Source organism: Paenibacillus sp. BAC0078 (assembly GCF_054483875.1).
Map to the genome: position 1 here is coordinate 185,938 of NZ_JBTLRW010000007.1, position 25,016 is coordinate 210,953.

The following is a 25,016-nucleotide window of genomic DNA, read 5'->3' on the forward strand; positions in this document are numbered from 1 at the left end:
GATAGCCTCTTTTTGTTGTATAGGAATTCTAATTATCTTCCAGCCCGAATCTATAATTTTGATAGCAAAAAAGATAGAGTGGCATATAAATGTTATTACCTTCCGGAAGAATACTATATTAGGAGGAACTTAGAATGCCTTGTGCATCGAATATCAACACCTTTGTCACTGGAACAGTACCCTACACCGATTCATTTACACACAACTTTGCAGTTCTGGATCTTGCGAAATGGGTCTCCTATCAATCCTACTTGAGTCCCTATTACGGAGCTTTGCCTATCAGCATCATACTCGGGCAATGGGGGTTTGAAATGGGCTGGAGTCTGAGTGAATTTGCTGCGCGAAATAACCCCGGCAATATGGATTTTACCTGTGGTTATAAAGGCTCTATCATTCCGGGGGTATCAATCCCTGGAAAACGATATAAATTTGACGATCTGATAGAAGGGGTTACGGCTTATGCCCATCTGCTTATAGCGGGTTATCCTTGTGTTCAATCGGCTTATTCACATGGCGGCATTGCTACATCGGCCGGACTTACCAAAGCATGCAATGCCCTTTCAGCAGGCTACGATGTGGATAACACGACCAGTGCTTCATATTGCCCTTCCGACAAAACCTATGCTGAAAATTCATCTTCAACCAAAAGAATATGGGCAACCGCAGGATACAGTGGCTTGTATATTACGATCAACGGCACCAATAACACTTGTCTAAATGTATACAACTATATCCAAAGCAGTGACCCTAACCTCTATAAATTTACCAATATTTCATTTTAAGGGGATGACATGTATGGCTGATTGTGGATGTGAAAAAGAGAACAAAGACCTGCAGGTAACGATACCCAAGGATCAATATGTGGAGCTGCTGCGTAAAGCCAGAAGCTTCGACCTCATTGTAGAAGGTGCAGGTCAATTAATTCGAAATGTTTCCCAGGCAGAAGTTATTGAAAAGCTATAACTGTTAAAAGAAGTGGGACAACCTCCCGCTTCTTTTTTTCTCTAATTGCATAGTAAATGGAAAAAATGATATATTTGGCTAGGGTGAAATTTTATGTTAAAACGTATTTTTCTATCTGTTTTAGGAGTGTCTTTGCTTGTTTTTGCCACGGCATGCACCAAATCTGAGCAGCAACAAAATAACGTTAGCGCTGCCCCGCATACTGCGGCAATGGCAGTAGCCTCTTCCAGTCCTTCTCCATCTCCAGCAACTACTCCACAAGTAAGAGCAGCCGGGGAATCCCAGTACGGGAAATTGGAAATCCAGTCTACTGGCCCGGAGAAGGTTGAAAAATTAGGTGCTCCAAGCTGCTTTGGTACCGCAGAAGATTACAAGATTAGCGGTACGTATAAGGTACAGTTCACAGATACGGCTAACAAAGTTACTGAGCTGACGTTATCCTCATTGACCAGCTTTATTCAGCCTCGAAATGAGACCATTCAATTGAAAAAACTGGCGTTTCCTGAGCATGATGTCTTCGTGATAGCGCCGAATTATAAGGATTGTCATGGGATATCTTTTTATCTGATCGATGTATCGAAAGAAGGGGCTTTTCCATTACAGTTCCTTACCCGGGAAGGTACTTCTGACCAGTCCTATTTTTTGCCGAAAACCGAATTAAAGGTTGAGAACGGTCTGTTGTTGGTTCAACAAGGTGGTGGCGCTGGCAATGAGGCTGTGTTTGAACAAAAGTTCAAACCTGATTTCAGCAAGCATGTAATGGAAGCTATACCATAATTCATAAACGCTCCTCCTCGCGAATTCCAAGGGGACCCGCAGTTTCTTTTGCAGGCGTTTGGAAATAATGAGGGGAGGAGGCTTGAACATGAACTATGTAGAAATTCTGATTCGGACGATTCTATCAGTGGGACTGCTGCTGCTCATCCCCAGAATACTGGGCAAGCAGACCCTGTCGAACATGACATCCAATGATTTTGTAACCAGTATTACGATGGGCTCCCTGGCGGCGAATCTGGCATTCAATATCAGTCTGAGATCGTCTTATCTTGTCCTGTCCATTGTTGTAATCACGGCCACCTCATTCCTGCTCTCCTTCATTGCGCTCAAAAGCCGTAAAATGCGTAGCTGGATCTCCGGCTCCCCCACTATCCTGATCGAAGAAGGTAAAATCATGGAAGCCAACATGCGGAAGATTCACTATACGCTGGATTCACTGGACCAGGCGCTGAGGGAGAGGGAGATTTTTAATATCGAAGAGGTCGAATATGCTGTGCTTGAAGATAACGGGCGGGTCTCCGTTCTAAGGAAGGAAGCCTACCAGCCCATAACCAAGCAGGATGTGGGGCTTCTTCTGCATGCGCAGGCTTTCCCTGTGGAGCTGATTATGGATGGCAAGCTGGTGGAGGACAATCTGAAGCCGCACGGACTGACAAGGGAGTGGCTGGAGAATGAGCTGCGGAAGAAGCATAAGGGCAAGATGCTGGCAGATGTGTTCTATGCGGTAAAAGGCACGCACCAGCAGCTCGTGTTCGATTTCTATGAGGACGGGATACAGCAGCCGGTGGATCGGGAGTAGCAGTGAGAGGGCGGTGGCAATCTGCGGATTGCGAAGCTGGAGAATGCACGAAGACCCGGGAAAGCATAGGCTTTTCCGGGTTTATTTTGTCACGTCTACTGTAAGCTATCACTCTGGTCTGGGAGACTTTCATCGACAATAGGAGAGTTATGAACTATGATGAAATTTCTACCAACAGTGCGCTGTATCTTGTGAGGATAACGGTTCTGCTAACAAGGAGGAAATGAGATGAAGAAGACGGTAATTATTGAGCATGATCATGTAACCGACAAGGGTGTCCCTGCTGTCATGCTGTATCAGCCAGGACTGGTCCAGGCTCCGCTGGTGTTCTTTATGCACGGCTATACCGGATCGAAGATGGGCGATATCGCTTACGGGGTCCGGCTGGCGGAGGAAGGATTTTTCACGGTATTGATTGATGCGCGGCTGCATGGGGAGCGGAAGCCAGCAGATTTTGAAGCCTTATTTGGGGGACCGGATGCCTTCAAAAAAACCTGCTTAGACATGGTATGCGGCAATGTCGAGGATATCCGGGCGATTATTGACGATTTGCAGGGCGATCCCAGAGTGGATACACAGCGGACCGGCATTACAGGGGTCTCCATGGGCGGCTTCACCAGCTTCATGCTAGCGCTTCAGGATGATCGGATTAAAGTTCTGGCCCCTATGATCGCCTCCCCAACCTGGGATGTGCTTCTATCCAGCGAAGAATTGCAGGGCGATAGCGAGTTCAACCTGCGGCTTCGCGAGGCGGATGCACTGCTTCATGTGGAGCGTCTGCTCCCTATGGCCCTGCTGGTCCAGAACGGTGTGGAGGACGAGGTGATTCCCATCCAGGGTGCGAGGGATCTGGACACCAAAATCCGCAGGGTCGCGCCAGACAAAGAAGATTACCAGTACATTGAATATGAAGGAACCGGGCATATCGTGCCACCGGAAATGTTCGATGCCGTTGTTGCGTGGCTGCACAGATACTTATAAGGAAAGCCGCATTAGTTATCGGGCTGTATCAAACATCCATTCTGTGGAGTTTGGTACAGCCCCTTTTTGCAATCATATGAATTTAGAAACATGATCGGGCAATGGAAATCCCGCTCTCGACGGATAACCTAATATAATGCGTAATAAAATTCGGGACCAAGAATTGCCGTCCAAACTCCCCAGTGGCGGCTCATGATTTTTGGCGCTATAAGGTAAATCTTTTTTGTTGGCTTTTGAAATAATGGCTGTTATATTTGAAAATGCAATGCTAGAAAAGGGTAGGCAGCTTAGGTATCGGCATAATAGCATGAGGGGCGGGTTTACATGCAACAGATATTAGAGAGTTTCATTGGTCTGACAAACGATTTTCTTTGGTCGAAGCTTCTGATCGTTCTTCTTATTGTTTGTGGTCTTTATTTCACCATTCGTTCGAAATTTGTACAACTCGGCATGTTGAAGGAAATGCTTGTTGTGCTAAAAGAGTCCAATGTAAAGTCTAAAGACAGCATCTCCTCGTTCCAGGCCTTCTGTATCAGCATGGCAGCGAGAGTAGGGACGGGCAATATAACAGGAATTGCGATTGCAATTGCTTTAGGCGGGCCAGGTGCGGTCTTCTGGATGTGGATTATTGCGATTATTGGTTCCGCATCCAGCTTTATTGAGAGTACTCTGGCACAGGTGTATAAGGTGAAAGATAAGACGGGATTTCGTGGGGGTCCTGCTTATTATATGGAACAAGGCTTGAAGAAGCGCTGGATGGGAGCATTATTTGCGGTGCTGATTACATTGTCTTTCGGCCTCGTCTTTAACGCGGTCCAGTCCAACACAATTACCGTTGCTTTTGAAAATTCATTCGGCACCAATCGTTTCATTGTTGGCCTTCTCATGGCGGTTGCTTTTGCAGGGATTATCTTCGGCGGTATCAAACGGATTGCCAAATTATCGGAATATATCGTGGTCATCATGGCTGTGGTTTACATCGGCGTGGCTTTATCCATTGTGCTGATTAACATTACAAAGATGCCAGAGGTTCTGGCGCTTATTGTGAAGGGTGCATTCGGATTCGAACAAATCGCGGGCGGATCTCTGGGGGCTGTGATTGTGCAAGGTGTGAAGCGTGGCTTATTCTCGAACGAAGCGGGAATGGGGAGTGCGCCGAATGCTGCAGCAACGGCAACCACAAGTCATCCCGTAAAACAAGGGCTTATGCAAGCGCTCGGCGTACTTACGGATACACTGCTTATTTGTTCGAGCACGGCCTTCATTATTTTGTTATCTGATGCGTATAAGCAGCCAGGGCTCGATGGCATCAAGCTTACGCAGGCGGCATTAAGTGAGCATATCGGTTCCTGGGCATCCGGCACTCTGGCCATCATGGTATTCTTGTTCGCCTTCAGCACGTTAATTGGAAATTATTATTACGGAGAAACGAATATAGAATTCTTAAATTCAAAGAAGTCAGTACTAACCTTGTACAGATACAGTGTTTTGGCCATGATTTTATTCGGTTCTGTAGCCAAGGTTCAATTGGTATGGGATTTGGCGGACTTATTTATGGGACTCATGGTGGTAGTGAATTTGATTGCCATCCTTCTCTTATCCAAGGTAGCCTTTGCAGCCCTTCAGGATTACAAGCGGCAGAAGCGGGCAGGGAAAGACCCGGTCTTTGTGAAAGATAGCATTAAGGGTCTGGATCACATTGAATGCTGGGAGAACGCTTCAGGTTTGGGAAATTAGTATTGTTACGTACAAGGGCTCCGGTAACGGAGCCTTTTTGCCGTTTCTGTTATTGAGGGAGCTGCCCGTTTCTTTTATTATCGTTTGGAAATAAAGGGAGAACGGCTAAAGGATATTGACGGCAATTCTGTCTCCAGACATATCCAGAGTGGCAATCACTTCCCGATTGATTTTAGTGATTGCTGCTATTTCCTCAGTACTCCTATCACTGATCAAAGTCATATGCTCATCTAATGCTTTGCGGTGGTCGGTTTCATCCTCAAAACGAAAAATTTCAACAGTCGGAACCTGAAAGGCACTAATTATTTTCTCCAGAGTTTCCAAAGAAATATTACGGTCGCCTCGTTCTACGCTACCTATGTAACTGTAATGAAGCGATGCTGCTTCGGCCAGTTGCTCTTGGGTCCATCCTTTTGCTTTTCTTAACTCACGTATACGCCTTCCTACACTTTCTGGTAAATTCATGGGATCACCTCGTGTATGCCTAATCCTCGAAAACTCCCTTAACCTCTCTAACAATCTTCTTCAAAGTATCAATCTGTTTAATACTCAAATCACTCACAGTAACCGCATATTCATCAATTGCTTTTCTATGTGCAGCTTCAACCTCACTCAAATCATCAAGATTTTGAAATAATTCTGTTGGTTGAATTTTTAGTGCGATTACTATTTTCTCCAATGTATCAATAGAAAAATTCCGTTCTCCACGTTCTACTGCCCCTATGTATGCATCATCCAAGGTGGATAGTTCAGCTAACTGTTGTTGTGTTAATCCCTTTGCTTTTCTAATAGCCCGAATTCTGTCTCCGACTGTATTCCGTAAGTTTGTCATGGTAATCACCTTTTCCAAAGGTTAAGAGGGCATTGGCATTACTAGCGGCGAGGATAAGCCAATTTCGATATTAAACGGGGAATTATAGTCTTTGCAGTACATTCAAAGGTTACGCTTCTGTTCTTCCCACTCCATAACCGACTTTAGGATACTAAGCGCCATCTTCTGATCCTCTGAGGGACGTTCAACAAGCAGCTCTACAATTTGTCCAAGAGTGTCTTGTTTCTCCATTGGCCCAATGTATCTGAATAACTCCTCTAACGATATGTCTAAACCTTCAACCACTTTCTCCAAAGTCTCAAGTGTTAGGTTCTTTTCTCCACGTTCGACTTGTCCCACATAATTCGTATGTAAACCTGACCGTTCTGCAAGCTGCTCTTGAGACAGCTTCATTTCTTTACGCAATTTCCGAATACGTTCTCCGATTCTTTTTACAAGCTCTGACTTGGATTCATCTGGCATCTTGGCTCACCTCATGACAAGCTTAACTGAGTAAACACGCCTTATTAACACACTATAAATTGTATTTGACTTTTAAATATTATTTATAGATAATGATTGCAAGTTCCATTATTTCCTTTTAGTTCAATAAAATACACGTTACCAATAAATCGGAACTATATCCTACCAAACGAAGGAGGCTCACCCGTGCGCCCTTCCATTCTGAAATCACTCAAGCCGGATATTATTGTTGAAATGCTGGAAATGGCTTATCGCTTCGAGGATTGGGACAAGATGCTGAATACGGCGGGGATTCTGTACAGCTATGCGCAGTGCATTTATGAGGAGCGGCAGTATCACAAGGCCAAGAAGCTTCCAATGCCGATTCTGGATATGGAGCGTCCGTTGGTCTATTATTTCGGGTTCAGTCACCTGATGCGGGGCATCGTGTGCCAGAAGCTGGGGAAGTATGATGAGGCCAGAGAATCCATATACCGTTATGCCGAGCTTGGCTGGATTGAGGACTTGGGGGAGGAAGTGGAGGAGATTGCCGAGGAGTTCAGATATCTGGCTCGTGCTAACCTGTATATAGTGGAGATTCTGTCCGGTAAGACGGAACTGCTGGAGGGGTATGCAGGGTTTTTGCGGGATAATCCCGAGGAACTGCTGCCGGGGCTAGGGACTATTTTACAGGCTGCGGTGCAGTACGGGCTTGATGTGGACGATCTGCTGCATACGTTCGCTGAACAGAGTGCCGGATTTGGAGACTATGAGGATGCAGGCAATATCTCACATTATTTCAGCTATTGTTATCACTTGGCGTTATATCATAAGCGGGCAGGCAGGCTGCCGGAGGCGCTGGACTGGACAATACACTCTTTAATGCTGGCCCACCAGACAGGACATGACGGGAATTTCAAGCGCTGTCTGGCATTGTTCGAATTACTGTGTGAAGGGGTTACGACAGAGCAGGCCCGGCGATATCATGAGGCGATGACGGAGTGCTTGGGGCAGGTGGCTTTGGAGCACCTTGAACTGCTGTATGTGGGGGTCTAATGAAACCATATAGAGAGGTGGACGCCGTGAAAGACAAAGAAATACTCAAGCTTGTGGGAGCGAGGATACGCATTCTTCGGAAGGAAAAGGGATTTTCACAGGAAGCGCTTGGGGAGAAGGGTGGATTTCATTTTTCATATATAGGGCAAATCGAACGTGGTGAGAAGAATGTATCGTTACTGAATTTGTCTAAAATAGCTGAGGCTTTGGGCGTTAATTTGATTCAGCTTTTTGCTTATGTAGATGAGGAAATAGAGTTCACTGAACAAGAAAATAACATTCAAGAAGTTGTAGAGATGCTTCGTGATTCGAACGGTGATAAGGTGCAGTTAGCTAAAAATGTGTTGAGAGAAATTTTAAAGGGCAATTCTTCTTCATAGTTTAATATGCGAACTCACCCAAACCATGACACACAGTTGTCCGATTTCCCCTCCTATAATGAACTTATCTTAACCGACAAGGAGAGGAAGACAGGTATGAGCGAGATCATCAGACATGATGTAAACGAGGAGTATTCGTATTCCGGATTTGTGGAGGCGGGGGATTTTGTTTTCCTCAGCTTCTGTGTGGGCAATGTGGGGGGGACGGTGGAGGAGCAGGTGGAAGGTGCGCTGGATCATATGAGTGACCGGTTGCGGCAGGTGGGGCTGATGCTTGCGGATGTGGTGAAGCTGGATATTTTGCTGCGGGATGTATGGGATATTCCGGTGATGGAGGCAGTGTTCAAGCGTAGATTTCAGGGCGGGTACCCGGCGCGGAAAACCATTTCCACTGAGTTCGCGCATGTCGGCGGGCCGGATGGGCTGAAGGTTCAGATGGATGGTATCGCGTACCGTCCGCGCAGCGACGAATAGAGCAACAGTAGAAGGAAGAGGATTGCAGCAGCGGAAAGCTTGGCTGGCCGTCTCCGGTGGTATATAGTAGAGGGGAATATTTTGCAGGCAGAGGAGCGAACAGGCATGATTGCATTAATCTTGGCTGCGGGGTATGCGACCCGTCTCTATCCGTTAACGAGAGATACGCCGAAGCCGCTGCTGCCGGTTCAAGGGAGCCGTACAATTCTGGATCTGCTGATTGACCGCCTGGAGGTGCTGGAGGAAATTACGGAGATTCTCATTGTGACGAATGACCGTTTTTTTCATGCTTTTGAGCAGTGGCATCACCAGTACAGGGGGACGAAGCCGATCCGTATTCTGAATGACGGCACTTCCTCCCCGGATGGGCGGTTAGGCGCGATTGGGGATATTCAGCTTGTTATCGGGCGGGAACAATTGCAGGATGATCTGCTGGTGCTGGCGGGCGATAATGTGCTCGGATTTGGCCTTGAGGGGTATTTGAATTTTTTTCATAAGGTGGACAAAGACTGTATTCTGGTCCGAACGGTGGACGACATCGGGGAGCTTCGCAGTGTTGGCGTGGCTGAACTTGATGCAGAGATGCGGGTCCTATCCTTGGAAGAAAAGCCTCAGGCGCCCCGAACGAACATTGGCGTATTCGCACTCTATATCTATAGACGGTCAACTTTGCCGCTGTTCGCGCGTTATCTTGCCGAAGGGGGCAACCCGGATGCGCCGAGTTATTTTCCTGCGTGGCTGCACACCCGCCAGGAGCTCCGGGCCTACTATACGGAGGGAACTATTGAAGATGTAGGTACTCCTGAAGCTTATGCGCAAATGCGGGTTAGGCTGGGGAGCGGGCCGGAGGACAAAGGTTAATATAGAAGCAGTTCATCCAACAGAGATGGGCTGCTTTTTTCCGCAAGTAAAATCAAGAAATGCAATTTCCATAACTCTATAATGACGGTAGGGTAGTTGAAACGAGGTGAACAGACGAATGTACGAGTGGCACAAGCAAATCCAAATCATCGTGAATGAAATTGACGGGTGTATTAAAAATCGCAACGGTGAAGCAATAACACTACGATTTCTTTCCCGCAAGTTAGGTTATTCCGAATTTCATACTACGAGAAAATTCAAGGAAATATCGGGTTTGCCATTTAGGGACTATCTGCGGCAAAGAAAATTAGCCTTTGCACTAAAAGAGGTGCGGGATAGTGAAAAAAGCATTTTGGATATTGCTTTTGATTATGGTTTTTCCTCACATGAAGCTTTTACCAGGGCTTTCAAGGGAACATATGGTGTAACTCCAAGTGAATACCGAAAAAAGCCTACGCCTGTCGCCCTTCGTACAAAGATAAACTCTTTCGACCGCTACTTTTTCGGATTTGGAGAGATGGGTATGATCAAATCTACAGATGATGCTAAAATTTATTTTGTAACTATTCCCGCACACAAATTTTTACACATTAAAAACTATGAGAGTAACGGGTATTGGGATTTTTGGCAGAAGCAAAGCCTTATTCCGGGACAGGACTGCGAAACCATCTGCGGCTTACTCGATAGCATCAAGGGCAAATTGGATGACGATGGCGGTAGCGAATCTAACAGCGGCGGCGGTCAGATTATGGCTTACATTAATGACCCGGATGGCAGACTCTGCGATTGGGGTATTCTACGTACAGAGTGTTTTGGTGTACGTCTTCCTTTTGATTATACAGGCGAAGTACCACCACAAATGCTTATGATTGATGTTCCCGAAGCCGAGTATATTGTTTTTGAACATGGGTCATTCAATTATGAGCAGGAAAATCGTAGTGTGGAGGAAAAGATGGAAGAGGTAATGGCAACCTTTGATTTTGCAGGCACTGGTTACTGCTTTGATACTTCCCCTGGGAGAATCATTTACGTTTATCACGATCCGGAGCGGTTCCTGAAGTATATCAGGCCAGTACGGAAGCCATAATCAATACAAAGCACCTAGCGGATGCCAGAAAAAGGGAGGTGCCCCAGCAGCCATTCACGGCTTTTGAGACACCTCCTTTGTATGCCTTAAGTGTCGGCGGAACCACCCTTACGGATTCAAAGGCACCCGATGAACCCCCTGGCTTCCGCCCGGTGCGGTTCCGAGATATAAATATCCCCCTTGGCTTACGGCAGTGGTGACACCATACAACGTTCCTTCAGGGTCATGCCAGCTATTCACAAGCTCCCCTTCGGGTCCATATTCCGCGACAAGTCCATGTTTCACCGGCGCACTTGCTCCATTTAACAAGGATTGTGGAACTTTGGACATTGTAGCTGCTAACCAGGGATGACTGTGCATGTAATCGGCAAAAGGCAAACGCGTTGTGAATACCCCTACCCAGAAATGTCCCTGCGCATCACGTGTGATGTTGTCCGGGAATCCAGCAATATTCTCTGCAAAAATATCCGAGGTGCCTTGTTTGGCCCCCTTCAGCCAGTATCGGGTCAACTGATAATGATACGATTCAGCGACAAGTACGAAATCTTCATCGGAAGACAACGCTACCCCATTGGCAAAATAAAGATCCTCCAGCAGAACGGTGGTCTGCTTGGTCTGCGGATCATATTTCAGCAATCGTCCATGCGGCTTGTTCTCGGCAATTTCTTTGAACATAACCTTGCCATAGTTTGAAGTATCGGAGAAATAGATTGAACCGTCCTGCGCAATGTCCAGCTCGTTCGCCAAGTAGATCGGTCCTCCCTCCACTTGATTGGCCAGTACTTCAACATTTCCCTCCGGGTCAATTGACAGCAGCCCTTTCTGAATATCCGCCACAATCAAATTTCCGGCCGCGTCAAATTTCAGTCCGTTAGGTGTTCCGTGGGTATCGGCAAACACTTCAGCCGGCTGCGCCTTGCCTGCCGTGTCAAAGGCTACTCTGTAAATTTTGCCGTCGGAGTCACCTGTATATAGCCGTCCTTCTGCATCAAAAGTGATAAATTCCGGGTACTTTGCGCGGTCTGTAACCAGCTCTGCCGAGCTGAGTTTGCTGTTTTCTTTCCAGGGACCGTCTTTCTCAAAGGAAGGGGCGGCAGGCGCAGACCATACAGCAGGATCTACCGGAGCAGGTATCAGCAGAAATACAGCGATTCCCAGCACAATTACCCCGAGCAGGGCCAAGCTCCATCTGCCGACTTGTTGACGTATTGAACGTTTGCGTTGCTTTGGTTCTGTAGACATTATTAATCCTCCTTATTGTTTGCGGGGACGAAGCATGCCCCCAACCAGCCGCAGGCTTTGTCTGCGGGTCATGAAACGGGAAATCTGGGCGCCCAGATAATTCTGGAATCCTGGAACAACGTACTGCTTCCCTTTTTTCATAGCGCGCAGTGTGACTGCCACTACACGCTCCGGCGTGTCCTTCGCACCGACAGAGGCGTCATCCGTGCCAACGACATTGAAGAAATTGGTATCCGTCGAGCCTGGGCAGAGAGCAAAAAACTGTACGCCACGGTCACGGTTCTCCCACCAAAGGGCATCGGTAAAGGACAAGACAAAAGCTTTGGTCGCCCCGTAGACGGCCATATAGGGCAGCGGCTGAAAGCCTGCAGTAGACGAAACATTGATCACAGCGCCAGCGCCTCTTTGGAGCATCCCCGGCAGGAACAAATGAGTCATATCCACTACAGCGGCGACATTTAGCATCACTTCTTCGTGCTGGCGCTCGCCAGAGACCTGCTCGAACAGACCGTGAGTGGCAAACCCCGCATTGTTGACGAGCAGCTCGATCTTGAGGCCAAGCTGCTGGCACTTCTCGAATAATTCTCCGGCAGCACCTTCGACTGAGAGATCCAGGGGAATAACCTGGGCTTGAATTCCATAGCTGCGGGTTAATTCTGCGGCGAGTGCATCAAGTCTGCGTTTGGATCTGGCTACAAGCACCAAATGGCTGCCCTCCTTTGCCAGTTGTCTTGCAAATTGTTCGCCAATGCCCGAAGATGCTCCGGTGATCAGCGACCATTTCCCTTTAATATTCATGATTCCCGCTCCTTTGACACAGTGTTTTGTTATGGAAACAATGTTACCGAATCGTCAAAAAAATAACGCCAAATCCACATATGCACATAATTCGGTAACACTGTTTCTGATGTGAATCATCGTAACCCAAAGGGTACACGTGTGTCAAATCTTTTTTTCAGCGTGATGGTTCAATTGACAACCCTTCTGCAAATGGTTAGAATGCCTGTTATAACCCAGTAACCTCGTTTCCTGTGAACAACACGATAACCGAATGAAGGTGATCCTTATCCATAACGAAGACAAGCCCTCGCAATCTGCGGGGCGGGAGTTAAAGACATATCAGGAAGCTCGTCTGCAAAATACGGAAAATCTCCGTAAGCTTGTGGTTGACGCGGCCGCTGTTATTTTGCAGGAGGAAGGGCCGGAGGCCGTTACCGTCCGTAAAGTATCGCAAAAGATGGGCTGCTCCACCAAGATTATTTACAGCTTGTTCGTCAATAAAGAAGGCCTGGCCCAGCAGCTATATCTGGAAGGCTGCAAATTGCTGGCTCAGCGTTTTGAAGAAGTGCCGGCGTCCTCGGACCTCTTGCAGCATTTGCTGGATTTGGGCGAAGCCTTCTGGCAGTTCAGTCAGGAGTATACCAGCTATTATAAGCTGATGTTCGGAGGAGCTTTTGCCGAGTTCAAGCCGGATGCGGAGAGTATGCAGGGAACGATGACTGCCATACGCCGTTTGCAGATTCTAATCAGTACCGCCCAGCAGCAAGGACAGATTTCGGACCAGGAAGAGACTGAGACCATTGTCAGCACCATATGGGCTGCGCTCCACGGGGTAATCCACCTTTATATGGGCGGGTTCCTTGGTGATGTCAATGCGGCTCATGTCGTATACAAACAAACTATGGCTTTACTGTCTCAAGCCTTGTTTGCAGCATCCAGGCGATAGCGCTTGAAGGTACAGATTGACGGTGTGGCCTATCGGCCGAGCAAGTAGTTTTTAAAAGTAAAATGGGCAGCTGATCATAGTCCGGCTGCCCGGAATAACCATTTTGCCGAATGCCCGGCAGATTGACATTTACGATGAAATCGTAATTGCTTTATGCATGTATGAGGAAGCCACTCGAAAAGGGCTATGCGCTCTGGCTTGGTTTCTTGCGTATGCTTGTAAGTTCAAAAGCCTCTTTAGGAATCCCCAGTTCTTGAGCCTTCTTCTTTTTAATCACCATGGCTTGTTGTAGGCTAGTGGCTTGAAATTCAATTGTGACGCCATGCGGATCCTCAAATGCATAGTAACTTTTTTTATTGGACATGAAAATAGCGCCTCCTCATCTTATTCTCGTTCGGAAGATATGGCAAATCACCCTAATAGTGTGTGTCTCATCTTAGAGAACTATGCGCCAAGGACCGCCTCATAAATCAACAACGAACTCCAGTCACTTACAACAAGCAACCCATCGAGATATGACCACTGGATTATTGGACTAACGTTCCTCGTTAGGTGAACAAAGGCTACCGGTTGATTAAGTGGAATCATTACGCGGCCTGTGTTGTCATTTCACGACAATCGGAACGAATATATCCGATAAATGATAGCCCATTTTCTCTTTGAATATCTTGGGTGTAGTGACGTGGGCCATCACATAACGTTCTGCGGGATCATTCTCATTTGTTGACAATGCGAAGTAACCGCTTTCCTCTATCCAAGAGCGGATGGATGCTTTCGTTTCCTCAACCTCTTCCTCTGCGTCTTTTGAAGCCGCTACCGCGTACAGTCCCCCAGGAAAATCGACAACCTCGTACCCGCCCGTATCCTTGTACCCTTCCGGCAGTGCAAAAAACCATTCCAAATACTGTTTCTTGACGTTATACCACATAAAGTCGCGGGGCGTAATGTAATGCTTGACATCAATGGACGACCACCATTGATCAAACGCTTCGAAATCCTCCATAGTCGATATGCTTCCCGAGTTAACGACTTTAAGCGGCGGAATTTCGATTACACGGATACTCTCCATATTCTCTGACCTCCAGTGGATAGATGCAGTTTCTTACCTAGAAACATAAGTTTAATGGATGAATTAGGAAATAACATGCATCACACTTGAATTGAATCATAAAAAGCATGCGCCATCTCAAGCTCGAACCAGAAAACAACTCCATCTTCTGTGTTCTGCACTCCACAACTGGTTCCATGCAGCTCGATAATACGCTTGACGATGGATAGACCCAGACCTGTACCGCTGTCTCCGCGGGTCCGGGCTTTATCGGTTGAGACATCACAACATTCGTTGCGGCTGGCTTCGTCTTCATCACTGGCCGATAATGGCCGCTAGTTGATTCATATTCTCTCCCAAGCTTCCAAGCTCGTCGCCAAGACCCAAGCAATGGTCAAAAACAGCAGCAGAAGGGGGAGCAAAAACTGGTTGAGGTGGTTTTTCCGGGCCTGAATATTGGAGAGCACAAGGAGGGAACAGGCGGGAGGGCAACAGACCTGAATTCGCAGGTGGCAAGCCGGGGGGCCGGAAACCGTCCTGCTGGTAAAGAGCAGCGTTCAAGCGGCAACCCGCTTAACATCATCATCACTTACTTTGCCATCTGGACAAACGGCTTAGCTGCTCCAAATAAAGAGCATAGCGCCGCAGTAAAAAAACAGCGATGCCACACCGGTATAACGGGGCGGCATCGCTAATAGCTGTCTACTCCTGTGAATGCGCGGCTTCGTCCTTGATTTCCTCGCGGAAGCCTCTAATGCTGTGTTTGCGGCGTTCGTTCTTTTCTTCGATTTGCTGACGTTCTTCACTGCTGATCTCAGAAGAAAATTCGTCTAAATAGTCTTCGGCTTCATGCAGGTTTTGCATGGTATGCTGAATACTTTGCTGTAAATGTTCAACGTTATCTGCCCGATTATCCGGCTTTGCCATTCGTTAATCGCCTCCTGGTAATTGACGCGCCCATTAAGAGCGCGCGCTAACCAGTAGATTGATCGTCAGCGTACGATTTTATGCATCCTCTTAGTAAATATCCCGCGCATAGCGCTTGCTAAGCGACATCTCCTTCACGTACTCCTGTGCCTCTTCATCATTCAGCCCGCCATGCTGCCGGATCACCGTCTTCAGGGCGGCATCTACCGCTTTGGCCATTTGATCGGCATCTCCGCATACATAGAAGTGGGCCCCCTCCTGAAGCCAGGCCCATAGCTCGGCGCCATGCTGGGTGATCCGGTGCTGCACATAGATTTTGTCAGCCTGATCGCGGGAAAAGGCGGTATCGAGCCGATCCAGGTAGCCCTCCTCCCGGAACGCTTCAAGCTCCTCCCGGAAGTAGAAATCACTCTCTTCATGCTGCTCCCCAAAGATCAGCCAGTTCCGGCCTTTGGCCCCGGCGGCCTTACGATCTTGCAGGAAGCTGCGGAACGGAGCGATGCCCGTACCCGGACCCACCATGATCATTGGCACATCCGGGTTGGCCGGAGGACGGAAATGGGCGTTCTTTTGAATGAAAATCGGAACCTCTGTATCCGCTGTGGTTAGGTCAGCGAGGAAGGTAGAGCACACCCCTTTGCGGGGGCTGCCGTTGTTCTCGTAACGCACAGTGGACACTGTAATATGAACCTCTTGCGGATTCGCCTTCGGACTGGATGAAATAGAATACAGGCGAGGCTGCAGAGGCTTGAGCATTTGTGTAAGCTCTGCCGCGCTGAAGGAAACCGGGAACTCGAGCAGCACATCTATGAGCTGGCGTCCCCATAGCCATTGCTTCAGAAGGGCGGGGTCTTCAGCATCCAGGAGCGTGCCTAGCCTTTCATCCTGTGACCTCTCCCGGATGCGCCGGAGCATTTCCGGTGTGACGCGGGCAATCTCGAAATGCCGGAGAAGTGCTTCGGCGATGGGTAACTCCCCCTGGCCTTTTACCGTTACCGGAGTGGAAGGGTCCAGCTTCAGCGTGCGGAGCAAATCATTTGCCAGATCAGGGCAATTGGTCGGCCATACGCCCAGTGCGTCCCCTGCTTCGAATTGCAGCCCGGTATCGCTGAGATCGAAAGCATAGTGGCGCGTTTCTTTCGCGGAGCCCGCTGTATTCAAGAGCCGTTTGGATAGAATACGTGAATGCAGCGGGTGATTCCGGTGATAGCCGCGTTGCTCGATGCTTTGTAGAGTGGTACTGGCGGTGGTTACCGGAGCCGGGCCGGGATTGCCGGATGCCACCTGTAAGGATGGCTCCGTGTGCTCTGCCAACCCGCTTAACAGCTCCGAGACGGCCATTGTCCATGCATCCGCCTGCTCCTCGAAATCCGTATCGCAGCAAGCGCAGTCCAGAAGCCGCTGCGCGCCAAGCGCCGCCAGGCGGGTATCCAGATTTTGTCCGAAGCCGCAAAAGAGATCATAATTAGAATCTCCGAATGCGAGCACGGCGTAGCGTAAATTGCTCAGAAGGGGGGCGTGCTCCCCTTGCAGCGACTGATAGAAGCTCTCGCCATTGTCCGGAGGATCGCCTGCCCCGAAGGTGCTGGCGATGAACAGGGCGAAACGGTCCTTAGCCAGCTCTGCTGCAGAATATTGATTCATATTAACGAGTTTTACATCAAGCCCGGATTCCTGCAATTGCTCCGCGCACCGGATGGCCGCACCTTCGGCATTGCCGGTCTGCGACGCCCACAGAAGAGTGACGGCAGGCTTGCTCTTTGCAGCCGTCTCCGGGGCCGGGAGCGTTTCCTGCATGAGAGGGGTCCCCATAGCGGGGAGCGGGATGCGGGAGAACATTCCGGCGAGCAGGCCATCGACAAAATAACGCCTGGAAGGTTCAAACGGCGCGGTGGGCGGCAGAACCGGAATACCTGGAGCTGTCCGGGCTTCCCCGGTGCGCAGGCTTGACAGGAAGCCCGATAGATAAGCTTGTTCGTGGCTATCCAGGCTTATGGCTTGGGGAGCCGGAAGGCCAAGCAGACCTGAGAGCGTATCAAGCTGCGCCATAATCGTTGCCTCCTCCTTCGGATGGGCGGTCTCTGCACCGCCCGGACTCTGAATCCGGCTCGCTTCAGGCGGATTCTGCTCTCTTAACGGCATCTCTGCGGCCTTAACCAGCGACACGGAACAAAATTTCAATTCAGGCTGCAAGGACAGGGGATCGACAGCATCATTAGTGATGTCATTGACCGCAAGCTGCGTCCCGAATACGTCGTTCCAGTGAAAAGGGGCGAAGCAGTTCCCGGGGCGCACCCGGTCAGAGAGGACCGCAGGGAGAATGGCATGCCCCCGCTTCGAGCGGATTTCGACCGGCTGGCGGTCCTCAATGCCAAGATTTGCAGCATCCTCCGGGTGAATTTCCACAAAGGGGCCGGGATTCAGTTTATTCAGCTTGTCGATCTTCCCGGTCTTGGTCAAGGTGTGCCATTGATGCTGCAGCCTTCCGGAATTAAGCACAAAGGGATAATCATTATCCGGCATTTCTGCCGGGGGCATATATGGACGCGCCCAGAATACTCCCTTTCCGCTTTCGGTCGGGAACATGATACGCGGTTCACCGGAGCCAGCTTCATGCCCATTCGAAGCTTCACTGACTGTGGCATTCAAGTAACGGATGGGGTTCCGGTCATCCTTGCTATCAGGCGCAGCAGGCCACTGCACAGGAGTTTCGCGCAGCCGCTCATAGGTTGCCCCGCGCAGGTCATAGCCGGTCTTCGGATTCCAGGCTTGCTGGATTTCCTGATAGACCTCTGCCGAGGAGCTGTAGGAAAAAGCGGAGGCATAGCCCATTTCAGAGGCTACCCTGGCAATGATCTGCCAGTCGGGCAGGGCCTCTCCGGGCGGATCGACCGCCTGCTGCATCAAGGTCAGGTTGCGCTCGGAGTTGACCATCACCCCGTCGGCTTCGGCCCATAATGCTCCGGGGAGCATGATATCGGCGTATCTGTTCGTTTCCGTATCCAGGAAGCTGTCTTGCGTAATGACCAGTTCGACCGCTTCGAGGGCGGCGATTACCTTCCTGCGGTTAGGAACTGTCGCCACTGGATTGGTGCAAATAATCCAGCAGGCTTTGATGCTGCCAGAGATCATGTTCTCGAACATGGAGATGGTGCCGTTGCCTGCCTCGGTGCGAAGAGTGCCTTGGGGGATACCCCACAGCTCCTCGGTGAAGCTCCGGTCGGCTTCGGCCAGAAGGGAGCGCTGTCCGGGCAGGCCAGGACCCATGTATCCCATCTCCCGGCCCCCCATCGCGTTCGGCTGTCCGGTGAGCGAAAAGGGTCCGCTCCCCGGGCGGCAGATTGCACCTGTAGCGAGGTGGAGGTTGCAGATGGCGTTCGTGTGCCAGGTGCCGTGTGTGCTCTGGTTAAGCCCCATAGTCCAGCAGGACATCCACTCCGGTGCAGCGCCGATCCACTCGGCAGCGAGGCGGATATCCGCCTCGGGAATACCGGTAATCTCAGCAACGGTGTCCGGCCGATAATCCTCCAGGAACTCCGGCATGCTCTCGAACCCGGAGGTATACTTGGAGATAAAATCAGGGTCCGTATGCCCGTTCTTCAGCAGCAAATGCAGCAGCCCGTTCAGCAGGGCAAGATCCGTACCGGGCCTGATTTGCATGAAGAGATCAGCTTTATCCGCCGTGGCAGTCCGGCGCGGATCGACAACAATCAGCTTCGCTCCGGCTTTGACCCGGTCCATCATGCGGAGGAACAGAATCGGATGGCAGTCCGCCATATTGGCGCCAGTTACGAAGAACAGATTCGTCCTATCCATATCCTGATAAGAACCCGGAGGTCCGTCCGCACCAAGGGACAGCTTGTAGCCGTTGCCCGCGCCCGCCATACACAGGCGTGAGTTGGATTCCATATTCTGCGTCCTCACGAAGCCTTTCGCCAGCTTATTGATCAGGTACTGCGCCTCCAGCGACATTTGGCCCGAGACATAGAAGGCCAGCGCATCCGGGCCATGTTCATCAAGGATGGAACGGAGCCGCCTGGCTGTATCGCGGATTGCTTCCTCCATGCCAGTCTTAACGGGCTGTGCTGTTCTCGCAGGACGTATATATGCGTTCTCCATCCGCCCCGATTCCGTAAGGGCCACGGCGGCAGTGCTGCCTTTAGTGCACAGTCTGCCGAAATTGGCCGGATGCTCCTTGTCTCCGGTGATTTTGACAACGCGGTTGCCAGACACTTCGAGTACGATTCCGCAGCCTACGCCGCAGTAAGGACAGACGCTTTTGACTTTATTCGTTGTCATGTAAGTTCACCACCACCGAAGTTTCTCTTGAATGCGATTTAGAAATTGACCCCCGATTCTGCTTTTGCCCACGATTTTCTCCATGAACGGGTTACGGCATAGAAAATAAGGGTTGTTATGAGTACGATTGAACCTACCACGAGAAATCCTGTAACCTGAGAGCCTGTAGATTGCTTAAGCGGACCCAGGACGTAGGTAGGCAGCAAATATCCTCCCAGACCGCCTGCAGCGCCGACAATTCCCGTAATGACTCCGATTTCTTTGGAGAAACGCTGAGGGATAATCTGAAATACTGAGCCATTGCCCATCCCAAGGCAGGCCATCATCACGCTGGTATAGAGCAGCATCACCAGGAAGGAGCTGGGCATAGACGCAATGGCAAACGCACACACGGAAATGACACTATACAAAACAAGAAGGAGCCGCATGCCGCCAATCCGGTCCGCAATCCAGCCGCCTAAAGGCCGGAAGAAGCTGCCTGCGATGACAGTGATGGTGACGAGGTATCCTACCTGAACCTTGGTCAAACCCCCGGCATGTGCGTTGTCGCCATACACGTCATAAAAGAAAATGCTCGCATAGTTGGCGAACCCGACGAACCCGCCAAAGGTAATGGCGTAGAACATCGAGAACCACCAGGTATCCGCATGCTTGAAGACGCTGAGATAATCTTTGAGCGGCTTAGGAGCAGGGGAGTTCGGGGCATCTTTGGCTAATATAGCAAAAGCAATCATAACGAGGACCAGGGGAATCAGCGCGATTCCGAACACGCTGTGCCATCCGTAAGCCTGAGCGATCTGCGGCCCGAAAAAGGTAGCCAGTGCAGTTCCGCTGTTACCTGCGCCGGCAATGCCCATCGCCAGTCCCTGATACTCAGGCGGGTACCAGCGGCTGGCGAGGGATAGCGATACAGCGAAGCTCGCGCCCGCAAAACCGAGCAGGAATCCGATCATATGGATCTGCAGTAGACTGGTTCCGCCCAGCCATCCCCACAAGAGAGGGATAATGGTGAGGAACATTCCGGTTAGTCCGGCTTTTTTGCTGCCAATGCGGTCAGCCAGGATGCCCATGGGAATCCGGAAGATCGAACCGCCCAGGATGGGTATGGCGACCATAGCAGCTTTTTGGGTATCAGATAGGCCGAAATCCTTGGTGATATAGAGCGATAAAGCCCCGCACAGCACCCAAATCATAAAGCTTACATCAAAATACAAAAAAGCTGACAATAAACTCGGGGCATGACCCGCCTTGCGAAAACTTTTTGCTTCCATTGCTGACATCCTCCTTTTTATGAACCCCAAGTAAATGAACCGACAAAAAAGGGCCGACTGACAGAACCCGCACATCTGCGGATTTTGCTAATCGGCCCCGTTGCCATTGCAGCCACGTCTTCGTGGCTGACTTTGTGATTGGATGGAAGAACACCGGTACAACACGCCTATCCGGCCACAGCATTGTGGGAGATGCACGGTTGCGTCCTGAGTTGACACATTGTTGTGTCGCTGAAATCTTATATTGTCAATATAATTAGCTTCAAATGAAATGTCAATAATAATAACATAAAAATTTAAAATAATTGATTTTTATGATTTATTCATCGATTTTTTCGTGTTAAATGTCACATAATCTAACTCTATTAAAGCTCTGCTATCCTCAACATCAAGCGATAGGCTTTCAAGTAAGCTGAACATAGAACGTTGTAGATTCTCCAGCCACGCTTTTGGCGTAGATTTTTCCTTTATGCTGCTCCACAATCGACTTGGCGATAGCCAGGCCCAGCCCGTAGCCGCCCTGCTTGCGCGCCCGTGAAGTATCTGTGCGGTAGAAGCGGTCGAAGATGCGGGTCAGATGCTCGGCGGCAATGCCTTCTCCGGTGTTCGTGACGGACAGGAGCACATCGTTATGCTGTTTTTTGAGCGAGATGGTTACAGCGCCCTTAGGGTTTGTGTATTTCACGGCATTATCGAGGAGGATCATCACCACCTGCTTGATCTGCTCGCTGTTGCCCTGCACACTCAGCTCCGGCTCGATGTTATAGTCGAAGGAGATATTTTTCTCGAAAATTACGGCTTCCATCGTCAAAATAATATTCTCCACCGCATCGCTCATATTGAATTTGCTATGGATCATGCCTGTTCTGGAATCGTCCATCTCCGTCAGGTACAGCAGGTCATTGGTCAGTCGCGTCATCCGCTCGGTCTCCGACTTGATGTACTGGAGCCACTTCGCCTGATTGCGGATCGTGTCGTCGCTGTTCGACAGCAGCACATCCGCGTTTGTGTTGATAATCGTCAGTGGTGTCTTCAGCTCATGCGAGGCATCGGCGATGAACTGCTTTTGCTTGTCGAAAGCCTCCCGGACAGGTGTAATCGAGCGATTGGCGAAAAAACGGCTGGTGAAATAGAGAATTATCAGCATCAGCAGGCCGACGGCGGTGAAGGTGTAGATCAGGTTGGTGAGGATTTTCTGCTGGGCGGTGATGTCCAGGAAGACAATCATCGACCCGTCAGTCGTATGCTTGACCGTGAAGATCCAGCGGCTATCATCCAGGGTGAACCGTCCGATATCCTTGTCAATGCTAAGGGCTTCCTTAAGCGCTGCCGTATAGAACTCATTGTCCATCGTAAATTTAGAGTCCGTCTCCACAAGGTTTCCGTCTTTGTCTGCTCGCAGCATGAAGGAAACGGAGCGCTCCGGCGGCGGGTTGCCCCCCTCCATAAGTCCGCTATCTTTGCCGCCTTTGGGCGGTGTGCTTCCTTTGTCAGTGCCTGGGCGGCCTGTATCACCGGGGCCTTTTTGCTGATAATCCGCAATCCGGTGGAGAGTCATATTAATATCGCTCTGCACATTTTGGTAGGTATACACGTAGATAGAAGTGAAAGCAATCAGCATAATCACCGAGATGGTGGTCAGATTGACGATTAGAAACCGGTTCCTGAGCTTTTTGAACATCAGCTTGTCACCTCTAATACATAGCCTACATTTCGAATCGTGTTAATGCGTACCTCCGAATTCAGGAACGTCAGCTTTTTCCGCAAAAAAGAGATGTACACCTCCACATTGTTATGCTCCGCCTCCGAGTCGAAGCCCCACAGCTTCTCGATAATCTGCTCCTTCGAGGTCACCGCCTGTTTTCTCAGGATCAGCAGCTCCAGCAGCTCGTTCTCCTTCAGATTCAGCTTGATTTCCTTGCCTTTGACGGATAGCTTCAGGTTCGCCGTATTCAGCTCTATATCCCTAAGCTTCAGGGTATCATCCGGGATAACCTCGCCTTTGCGGCGCAGCGCCGCCCGAATCCGGGCCAGCAGCTCCTCCGACGAGAAGGGCTTGGCGATATAGTCATCGGCTCCATAATCGAGTCCGGTCACCATATCCGAAATCTCCCCCTTGGCGGTCAGCATGATCACGGGTGTGGACACGCCTTCGCTGCGCAGCTTCTTCAGTACGGTGATTCCATCCATTTCCGGCATCATAATGTCCAGCAGCAGCAGATCATAGATCCCGCTCTGTGCATAATCCAGCCCCGATCTGCCATCGTGGACCGCATCCACCGAATAGTTCATCTTCTTCAATATTTGGCTCAAGGCTTCCGCCAGATGCACTTCGTCTTCCACTATCAATATTCTCATGGGTATGCCCATCCTCTGCATCGAAAGTTTGCTTATTGCTTAAGCCATTATAGCAAGATTACCTTTAACCAACCTTAACCGGATTTTATCCGCTGGTGGCGCTATAGATGAAGGAATCGTGATGGGCAACAGCCATTTGTTAAACGGGTGTAAAAAGATCAGGGCGGTGTAAAACCATTTAAGATTCACTAAAGGTTCCGGGGCTAAGATACATTCATAGCAAGCGAGATACACCGGATCACACCGGAAACATACAAAAAGCGCACACACATACGGCATCCCAAAATGCACTCTACTTATGAAAGGATCTGACCTTTATGGCGATTGAGGTATTCAACCGATACGAGAACAAATATCTGTTCGATCACGCGGCCTATTTGAAGCTTTACAATGACCTGCTGGAATATATGGAGCCGGACGATTACAACAAGCAGCATGAATTTTACTCCATCACGAATCTCTATTACGACACCGCCCATGATTCCCTGATCCGCAGCAGCCTGGCAAAGCCGAAATACAAAGAGAAGCTCCGGTTAAGAGCTTACGGGATTCCGAACCAGGAGACGAAGGTATATCTGGAAATCAAGAAGAAGGTCTTCGGTCTGGTCAACAAAAGAAGAACCTCGCTGGGGCTGCAGGAAGCCTATGATTTTGTCGCTACCGGCGTGGAGCCGGAATGGAGGGATTATATGAACAAGCAGGTGATCGAGGAGATCAAGTATTTTTTATCCCGTTATGATCTGCAGCCCAAGGTGTATCTCTCCTATGACCGCAAGGCGCTGTTCTGCAAAAACAACCGTGATCTGCGGATCACCTTCGACACCAATATCCGCAGCCGCCGCTATGATCTGAAGCTGGAGCATGGCACACATGGCGAGTACCTGATGGAACCGGGCCAGTGGCTGATGGAAGTGAAGGCCGAGAAGACAATTCCCGTCTGGCTGGCAAAAATGCTCTCGGAGCACCGGATGTACCGCACCAGCTTCTCAAAATACGGCAATGAATATAAAAAAATGCTCAAGGACAGCAAAATCGAAAGGGAGAGTGCCCTCTATGCTTGATTCTATTTTTTCCGCCGCTCTGTCGAGCACCGAATTAACCTTCACTGACGCTATTCTGACTATTGTTATCGCGATTGTACTGGGCGGCATGATCAGCCTCACCTATATGAAGACCAATCCGGGAGGGTATTCGCAAAGCTTCACGCTCACGATGGTTCTGCTGCCGGTGATTGTGGCGGTCATTATTCTGCTCATCGGCAGCAACGTAGCCCGCGCCTTCAGCCTTGCCGGAGCATTCTCGATCATCCGCTTCCGCAGCGCACCTGGCGACCCGAAGGATATCACCTTTGTCCTGTTCACTATGGCTGCCGGTCTTGCCTGCGGAGTTGGCTCCTTCGGTTACGCCGTACTCTTCACCCTTGTTCTCTGCGCGCTGATGTTCATCCTGAGCCGCATCGGCTTCGGAGCGAGAAAGACATTACAGAAGACACTCAAGGTAACCATTCCTGAGAATCTGGGGTATGAGGAAGCTTTTGCAGAAGTATTTAAGAAATTCAATGTCCGCTTTGAGCTGAAAAAGATTCGAACTACCGAGCTGGGCAGCTTATACGAGCTGGTCTATGACGTTACACTCGATGAGCGCACCAGCCAGAAGGAATTTCTGGATGCGATCCGCACCCGCAACGGCAATCTGGATCTCTCGCTGACGATGAGTCCAACTACAACCGACTATTAATAATCGAAGGGAACGATGAC

Annotated in this window: 26 protein-coding genes and 1 pseudogene; 14 read left to right on the top strand and 13 right to left on the bottom strand. The window is 49.7% G+C overall.

Going from position 1 to position 25,016, the window contains the following annotated elements; genetic code table 11:
• Positions 1-134: 134 nt before the first annotated feature.
• From ACX1DY_RS15300 to ACX1DY_RS15325, 6 genes are all read left to right on the top strand, one after another.
• Complete coding sequence (locus ACX1DY_RS15300; protein WP_458965046.1) at positions 135-782, top strand: hypothetical protein; 648 nt, start codon at positions 135-137, stop codon at positions 780-782.
• A 13-nt stretch (positions 783-795) separates the two neighbouring features.
• Positions 796-963, top strand: coding sequence for a hypothetical protein (locus ACX1DY_RS15305; protein ID WP_458965047.1), 168 nt, complete (start codon positions 796-798; stop codon positions 961-963).
• A gap of 93 nt (positions 964-1,056) precedes the next feature.
• Positions 1,057-1,740, top strand: a complete 684-nt coding sequence (locus ACX1DY_RS15310; RefSeq protein ID WP_458965048.1) for a hypothetical protein — start codon at positions 1,057-1,059, stop codon at positions 1,738-1,740.
• Positions 1,741-1,828: 88 nt separating this feature from the next.
• Positions 1,829-2,539, top strand: a complete 711-nt coding sequence (locus ACX1DY_RS15315; RefSeq protein ID WP_458965049.1) for a DUF421 domain-containing protein — start codon at positions 1,829-1,831, stop codon at positions 2,537-2,539.
• 228 nt (positions 2,540-2,767) lie between these two features.
• Positions 2,768-3,520, top strand: a complete 753-nt coding sequence (locus ACX1DY_RS15320) for an alpha/beta hydrolase family protein (RefSeq protein ID WP_458965050.1) — start codon at positions 2,768-2,770, stop codon at positions 3,518-3,520.
• A gap of 324 nt (positions 3,521-3,844) precedes the next feature.
• On the top strand, positions 3,845-5,257 hold the full coding sequence (locus tag ACX1DY_RS15325; RefSeq protein WP_458965051.1) for an alanine/glycine:cation symporter family protein: 1,413 nt from the start codon (positions 3,845-3,847) through the stop codon (positions 5,255-5,257).
• Positions 5,258-5,362: 105 nt separating this feature from the next.
• Here the strand turns inward: ACX1DY_RS15325 and ACX1DY_RS15330 are convergent, their stop codons facing one another.
• The 3 genes from ACX1DY_RS15330 to ACX1DY_RS15340 form a co-directional block, all read right to left on the bottom strand.
• Positions 5,363-5,722, bottom strand: coding sequence for a helix-turn-helix domain-containing protein (locus ACX1DY_RS15330; protein ID WP_458965052.1), 360 nt, complete (start codon positions 5,720-5,722; stop codon positions 5,363-5,365).
• A gap of 19 nt (positions 5,723-5,741) precedes the next feature.
• Positions 5,742-6,089, bottom strand: coding sequence for a helix-turn-helix domain-containing protein (locus ACX1DY_RS15335; protein WP_458965053.1), 348 nt, complete (start codon positions 6,087-6,089; stop codon positions 5,742-5,744).
• 102 nt (positions 6,090-6,191) lie between these two features.
• Entirely contained in the window at positions 6,192-6,551 is a 360-nt protein-coding gene (locus ACX1DY_RS15340) for a helix-turn-helix domain-containing protein (protein WP_458965054.1), read from the bottom strand.
• 186 nt (positions 6,552-6,737) lie between these two features.
• Here ACX1DY_RS15340 and ACX1DY_RS15345 point away from each other — a divergent pair, with 186 nt between their 5' ends.
• From ACX1DY_RS15345 to ACX1DY_RS15365, 5 genes are all read left to right on the top strand, one after another.
• Entirely contained in the window at positions 6,738-7,586 is an 849-nt protein-coding gene (locus ACX1DY_RS15345; RefSeq protein WP_458965055.1) for a DNA-binding protein, read from the top strand.
• A 26-nt stretch (positions 7,587-7,612) separates the two neighbouring features.
• Positions 7,613-7,966, top strand: a complete 354-nt coding sequence (locus tag ACX1DY_RS15350; RefSeq protein ID WP_458965056.1) for a helix-turn-helix domain-containing protein — start codon at positions 7,613-7,615, stop codon at positions 7,964-7,966.
• A gap of 96 nt (positions 7,967-8,062) precedes the next feature.
• Positions 8,063-8,440 (top strand): RidA family protein, encoded by a 378-nt coding sequence (locus ACX1DY_RS15355; protein ID WP_458965057.1) that lies wholly within the window; start codon positions 8,063-8,065, stop codon positions 8,438-8,440.
• Between the two features lie 105 nt (positions 8,441-8,545).
• A complete protein-coding gene (locus tag ACX1DY_RS15360) occupies positions 8,546-9,301 on the top strand; it encodes a sugar phosphate nucleotidyltransferase (protein ID WP_458965058.1) in 756 nt (251 codons plus the stop codon).
• A gap of 118 nt (positions 9,302-9,419) precedes the next feature.
• Entirely contained in the window at positions 9,420-10,388 is a 969-nt protein-coding gene (locus ACX1DY_RS15365) for a helix-turn-helix transcriptional regulator (RefSeq protein WP_458965059.1), read from the top strand.
• A gap of 108 nt (positions 10,389-10,496) precedes the next feature.
• On the opposite strand, the gene ACX1DY_RS15370 is transcribed toward ACX1DY_RS15365, so the two are convergent.
• Entirely contained in the window at positions 10,497-11,630 is a 1,134-nt protein-coding gene (locus ACX1DY_RS15370; protein WP_458965060.1) for an SMP-30/gluconolactonase/LRE family protein, read from the bottom strand.
• Positions 11,631-11,642: 12 nt separating this feature from the next.
• Positions 11,643-12,428 (bottom strand): SDR family NAD(P)-dependent oxidoreductase, encoded by a 786-nt coding sequence (locus tag ACX1DY_RS15375; RefSeq protein ID WP_458965061.1) that lies wholly within the window; start codon positions 12,426-12,428, stop codon positions 11,643-11,645.
• A 253-nt stretch (positions 12,429-12,681) separates the two neighbouring features.
• Between ACX1DY_RS15375 and ACX1DY_RS15380 the strand changes: the two genes are divergently transcribed.
• Positions 12,682-13,356: a TetR/AcrR family transcriptional regulator gene (locus ACX1DY_RS15380; protein WP_458965062.1), complete on the top strand. Its 675-nt coding sequence runs from the start codon at positions 12,682-12,684 to the stop codon at positions 13,354-13,356.
• Between the two features lie 184 nt (positions 13,357-13,540).
• On the opposite strand, the gene ACX1DY_RS15385 is transcribed toward ACX1DY_RS15380, so the two are convergent.
• The 8 genes and pseudogenes from ACX1DY_RS15385 to ACX1DY_RS15420 all read right to left on the bottom strand — a co-directional run bounded on the left by ACX1DY_RS15385 (position 13,541) and on the right by ACX1DY_RS15420 (position 23,259).
• Positions 13,541-13,720 carry a hypothetical protein gene (locus ACX1DY_RS15385; RefSeq protein ID WP_458965063.1) on the bottom strand — a complete coding sequence of 60 codons (180 nt, stop codon included), beginning with the start codon at positions 13,718-13,720 and terminating at the stop codon, positions 13,541-13,543.
• Positions 13,721-13,960: 240 nt separating this feature from the next.
• On the bottom strand, positions 13,961-14,425 hold the full coding sequence (locus ACX1DY_RS15390; protein ID WP_458965064.1) for a GyrI-like domain-containing protein: 465 nt from the start codon (positions 14,423-14,425) through the stop codon (positions 13,961-13,963).
• 80 nt (positions 14,426-14,505) lie between these two features.
• A pseudogene (locus ACX1DY_RS15395) lies at positions 14,506-14,667 on the bottom strand (ATP-binding protein); the annotation flags it as partial.
• A 439-nt stretch (positions 14,668-15,106) separates the two neighbouring features.
• The gene (tlp, locus tag ACX1DY_RS15400) at positions 15,107-15,331 is read right to left on the bottom strand and encodes a small acid-soluble spore protein Tlp (protein WP_458965065.1); all 225 of its coding nucleotides are present in this window, start codon (positions 15,329-15,331) and stop codon (positions 15,107-15,109) included.
• A gap of 90 nt (positions 15,332-15,421) precedes the next feature.
• A complete protein-coding gene (locus tag ACX1DY_RS15405; RefSeq protein ID WP_458965066.1) occupies positions 15,422-19,630 on the bottom strand; it encodes a molybdopterin-dependent oxidoreductase in 4,209 nt (1,402 codons plus the stop codon).
• A 38-nt stretch (positions 19,631-19,668) separates the two neighbouring features.
• Positions 19,669-20,901, bottom strand: coding sequence for a nitrate/nitrite transporter (locus ACX1DY_RS15410; RefSeq protein WP_458965067.1), 1,233 nt, complete (start codon positions 20,899-20,901; stop codon positions 19,669-19,671).
• Between the two features lie 403 nt (positions 20,902-21,304).
• Positions 21,305-22,582, bottom strand: a complete 1,278-nt coding sequence (locus ACX1DY_RS15415; protein WP_458965068.1) for a sensor histidine kinase — start codon at positions 22,580-22,582, stop codon at positions 21,305-21,307.
• Positions 22,582-23,259, bottom strand: a complete 678-nt coding sequence (locus tag ACX1DY_RS15420) for a response regulator transcription factor (protein WP_458965069.1) — start codon at positions 23,257-23,259, stop codon at positions 22,582-22,584. Before ACX1DY_RS15420 ends, ACX1DY_RS15415 begins: the two co-directional genes overlap by 1 nt.
• A gap of 317 nt (positions 23,260-23,576) precedes the next feature.
• Between ACX1DY_RS15420 and ACX1DY_RS15425 the strand changes: the two genes are divergently transcribed.
• Positions 23,577-24,320 carry a VTC domain-containing protein gene (locus ACX1DY_RS15425; RefSeq protein ID WP_458965070.1) on the top strand — a complete coding sequence of 248 codons (744 nt, stop codon included), beginning with the start codon at positions 23,577-23,579 and terminating at the stop codon, positions 24,318-24,320.
• Positions 24,313-24,996 carry a DUF4956 domain-containing protein gene (locus ACX1DY_RS15430; protein WP_458965071.1) on the top strand — a complete coding sequence of 228 codons (684 nt, stop codon included), beginning with the start codon at positions 24,313-24,315 and terminating at the stop codon, positions 24,994-24,996. The genes ACX1DY_RS15425 and ACX1DY_RS15430 overlap by 8 nt, the downstream gene beginning before the upstream one ends.
• The last annotated feature ends 20 nt before the right edge of the window (positions 24,997-25,016 follow it).

What these genes read in the sequence shown, in the direction of transcription:
- ACX1DY_RS15300 (WP_458965046.1), top strand. Translation starts at nt 135, where the DNA reads ATGCCTTGTGCATCGAATATCAACACCTTTGTCACTGGAACAGTACCC.
- ACX1DY_RS15305 (WP_458965047.1), top strand. Translation starts at nt 796, where the DNA reads ATGGCTGATTGTGGATGTGAAAAAGAGAACAAAGACCTGCAGGTAACG.
- ACX1DY_RS15310 (WP_458965048.1), top strand. Translation starts at nt 1,057, where the DNA reads ATGTTAAAACGTATTTTTCTATCTGTTTTAGGAGTGTCTTTGCTTGTT.
- ACX1DY_RS15315 (WP_458965049.1), top strand. Translation starts at nt 1,829, where the DNA reads ATGAACTATGTAGAAATTCTGATTCGGACGATTCTATCAGTGGGACTG.
- ACX1DY_RS15320 (WP_458965050.1), top strand. Translation starts at nt 2,768, where the DNA reads ATGAAGAAGACGGTAATTATTGAGCATGATCATGTAACCGACAAGGGT.
- ACX1DY_RS15325 (WP_458965051.1), top strand. Translation starts at nt 3,845, where the DNA reads ATGCAACAGATATTAGAGAGTTTCATTGGTCTGACAAACGATTTTCTT.
- ACX1DY_RS15330 (WP_458965052.1), bottom strand. Translation starts at nt 5,722, where the DNA reads ATGAATTTACCAGAAAGTGTAGGAAGGCGTATACGTGAGTTAAGAAAA.
- ACX1DY_RS15335 (WP_458965053.1), bottom strand. Translation starts at nt 6,089, where the DNA reads ATGACAAACTTACGGAATACAGTCGGAGACAGAATTCGGGCTATTAGA.
- ACX1DY_RS15340 (WP_458965054.1), bottom strand. Translation starts at nt 6,551, where the DNA reads ATGCCAGATGAATCCAAGTCAGAGCTTGTAAAAAGAATCGGAGAACGT.
- ACX1DY_RS15355 (WP_458965057.1), top strand. Translation starts at nt 8,063, where the DNA reads ATGAGCGAGATCATCAGACATGATGTAAACGAGGAGTATTCGTATTCC.
- ACX1DY_RS15360 (WP_458965058.1), top strand. Translation starts at nt 8,546, where the DNA reads ATGATTGCATTAATCTTGGCTGCGGGGTATGCGACCCGTCTCTATCCG.
- ACX1DY_RS15365 (WP_458965059.1), top strand. Translation starts at nt 9,420, where the DNA reads ATGTACGAGTGGCACAAGCAAATCCAAATCATCGTGAATGAAATTGAC.
- ACX1DY_RS15370 (WP_458965060.1), bottom strand. Translation starts at nt 11,630, where the DNA reads ATGTCTACAGAACCAAAGCAACGCAAACGTTCAATACGTCAACAAGTC.
- ACX1DY_RS15375 (WP_458965061.1), bottom strand. Translation starts at nt 12,428, where the DNA reads ATGAATATTAAAGGGAAATGGTCGCTGATCACCGGAGCATCTTCGGGC.
- ACX1DY_RS15380 (WP_458965062.1), top strand. Translation starts at nt 12,682, where the DNA reads ATGAAGGTGATCCTTATCCATAACGAAGACAAGCCCTCGCAATCTGCG.
- ACX1DY_RS15385 (WP_458965063.1), bottom strand. Translation starts at nt 13,720, where the DNA reads ATGTCCAATAAAAAAAGTTACTATGCATTTGAGGATCCGCATGGCGTC.
- ACX1DY_RS15390 (WP_458965064.1), bottom strand. Translation starts at nt 14,425, where the DNA reads ATGGAGAGTATCCGTGTAATCGAAATTCCGCCGCTTAAAGTCGTTAAC.
- tlp (WP_458965065.1), bottom strand. Translation starts at nt 15,331, where the DNA reads ATGGCAAAGCCGGATAATCGGGCAGATAACGTTGAACATTTACAGCAA.
- ACX1DY_RS15405 (WP_458965066.1), bottom strand. Translation starts at nt 19,630, where the DNA reads ATGACAACGAATAAAGTCAAAAGCGTCTGTCCTTACTGCGGCGTAGGC.
- ACX1DY_RS15410 (WP_458965067.1), bottom strand. Translation starts at nt 20,901, where the DNA reads ATGGAAGCAAAAAGTTTTCGCAAGGCGGGTCATGCCCCGAGTTTATTG.
- ACX1DY_RS15415 (WP_458965068.1), bottom strand. Translation starts at nt 22,582, where the DNA reads ATGTTCAAAAAGCTCAGGAACCGGTTTCTAATCGTCAATCTGACCACC.
- ACX1DY_RS15420 (WP_458965069.1), bottom strand. Translation starts at nt 23,259, where the DNA reads ATGAGAATATTGATAGTGGAAGACGAAGTGCATCTGGCGGAAGCCTTG.
- ACX1DY_RS15425 (WP_458965070.1), top strand. Translation starts at nt 23,577, where the DNA reads ATGGCGATTGAGGTATTCAACCGATACGAGAACAAATATCTGTTCGAT.
- ACX1DY_RS15430 (WP_458965071.1), top strand. Translation starts at nt 24,313, where the DNA reads ATGCTTGATTCTATTTTTTCCGCCGCTCTGTCGAGCACCGAATTAACC.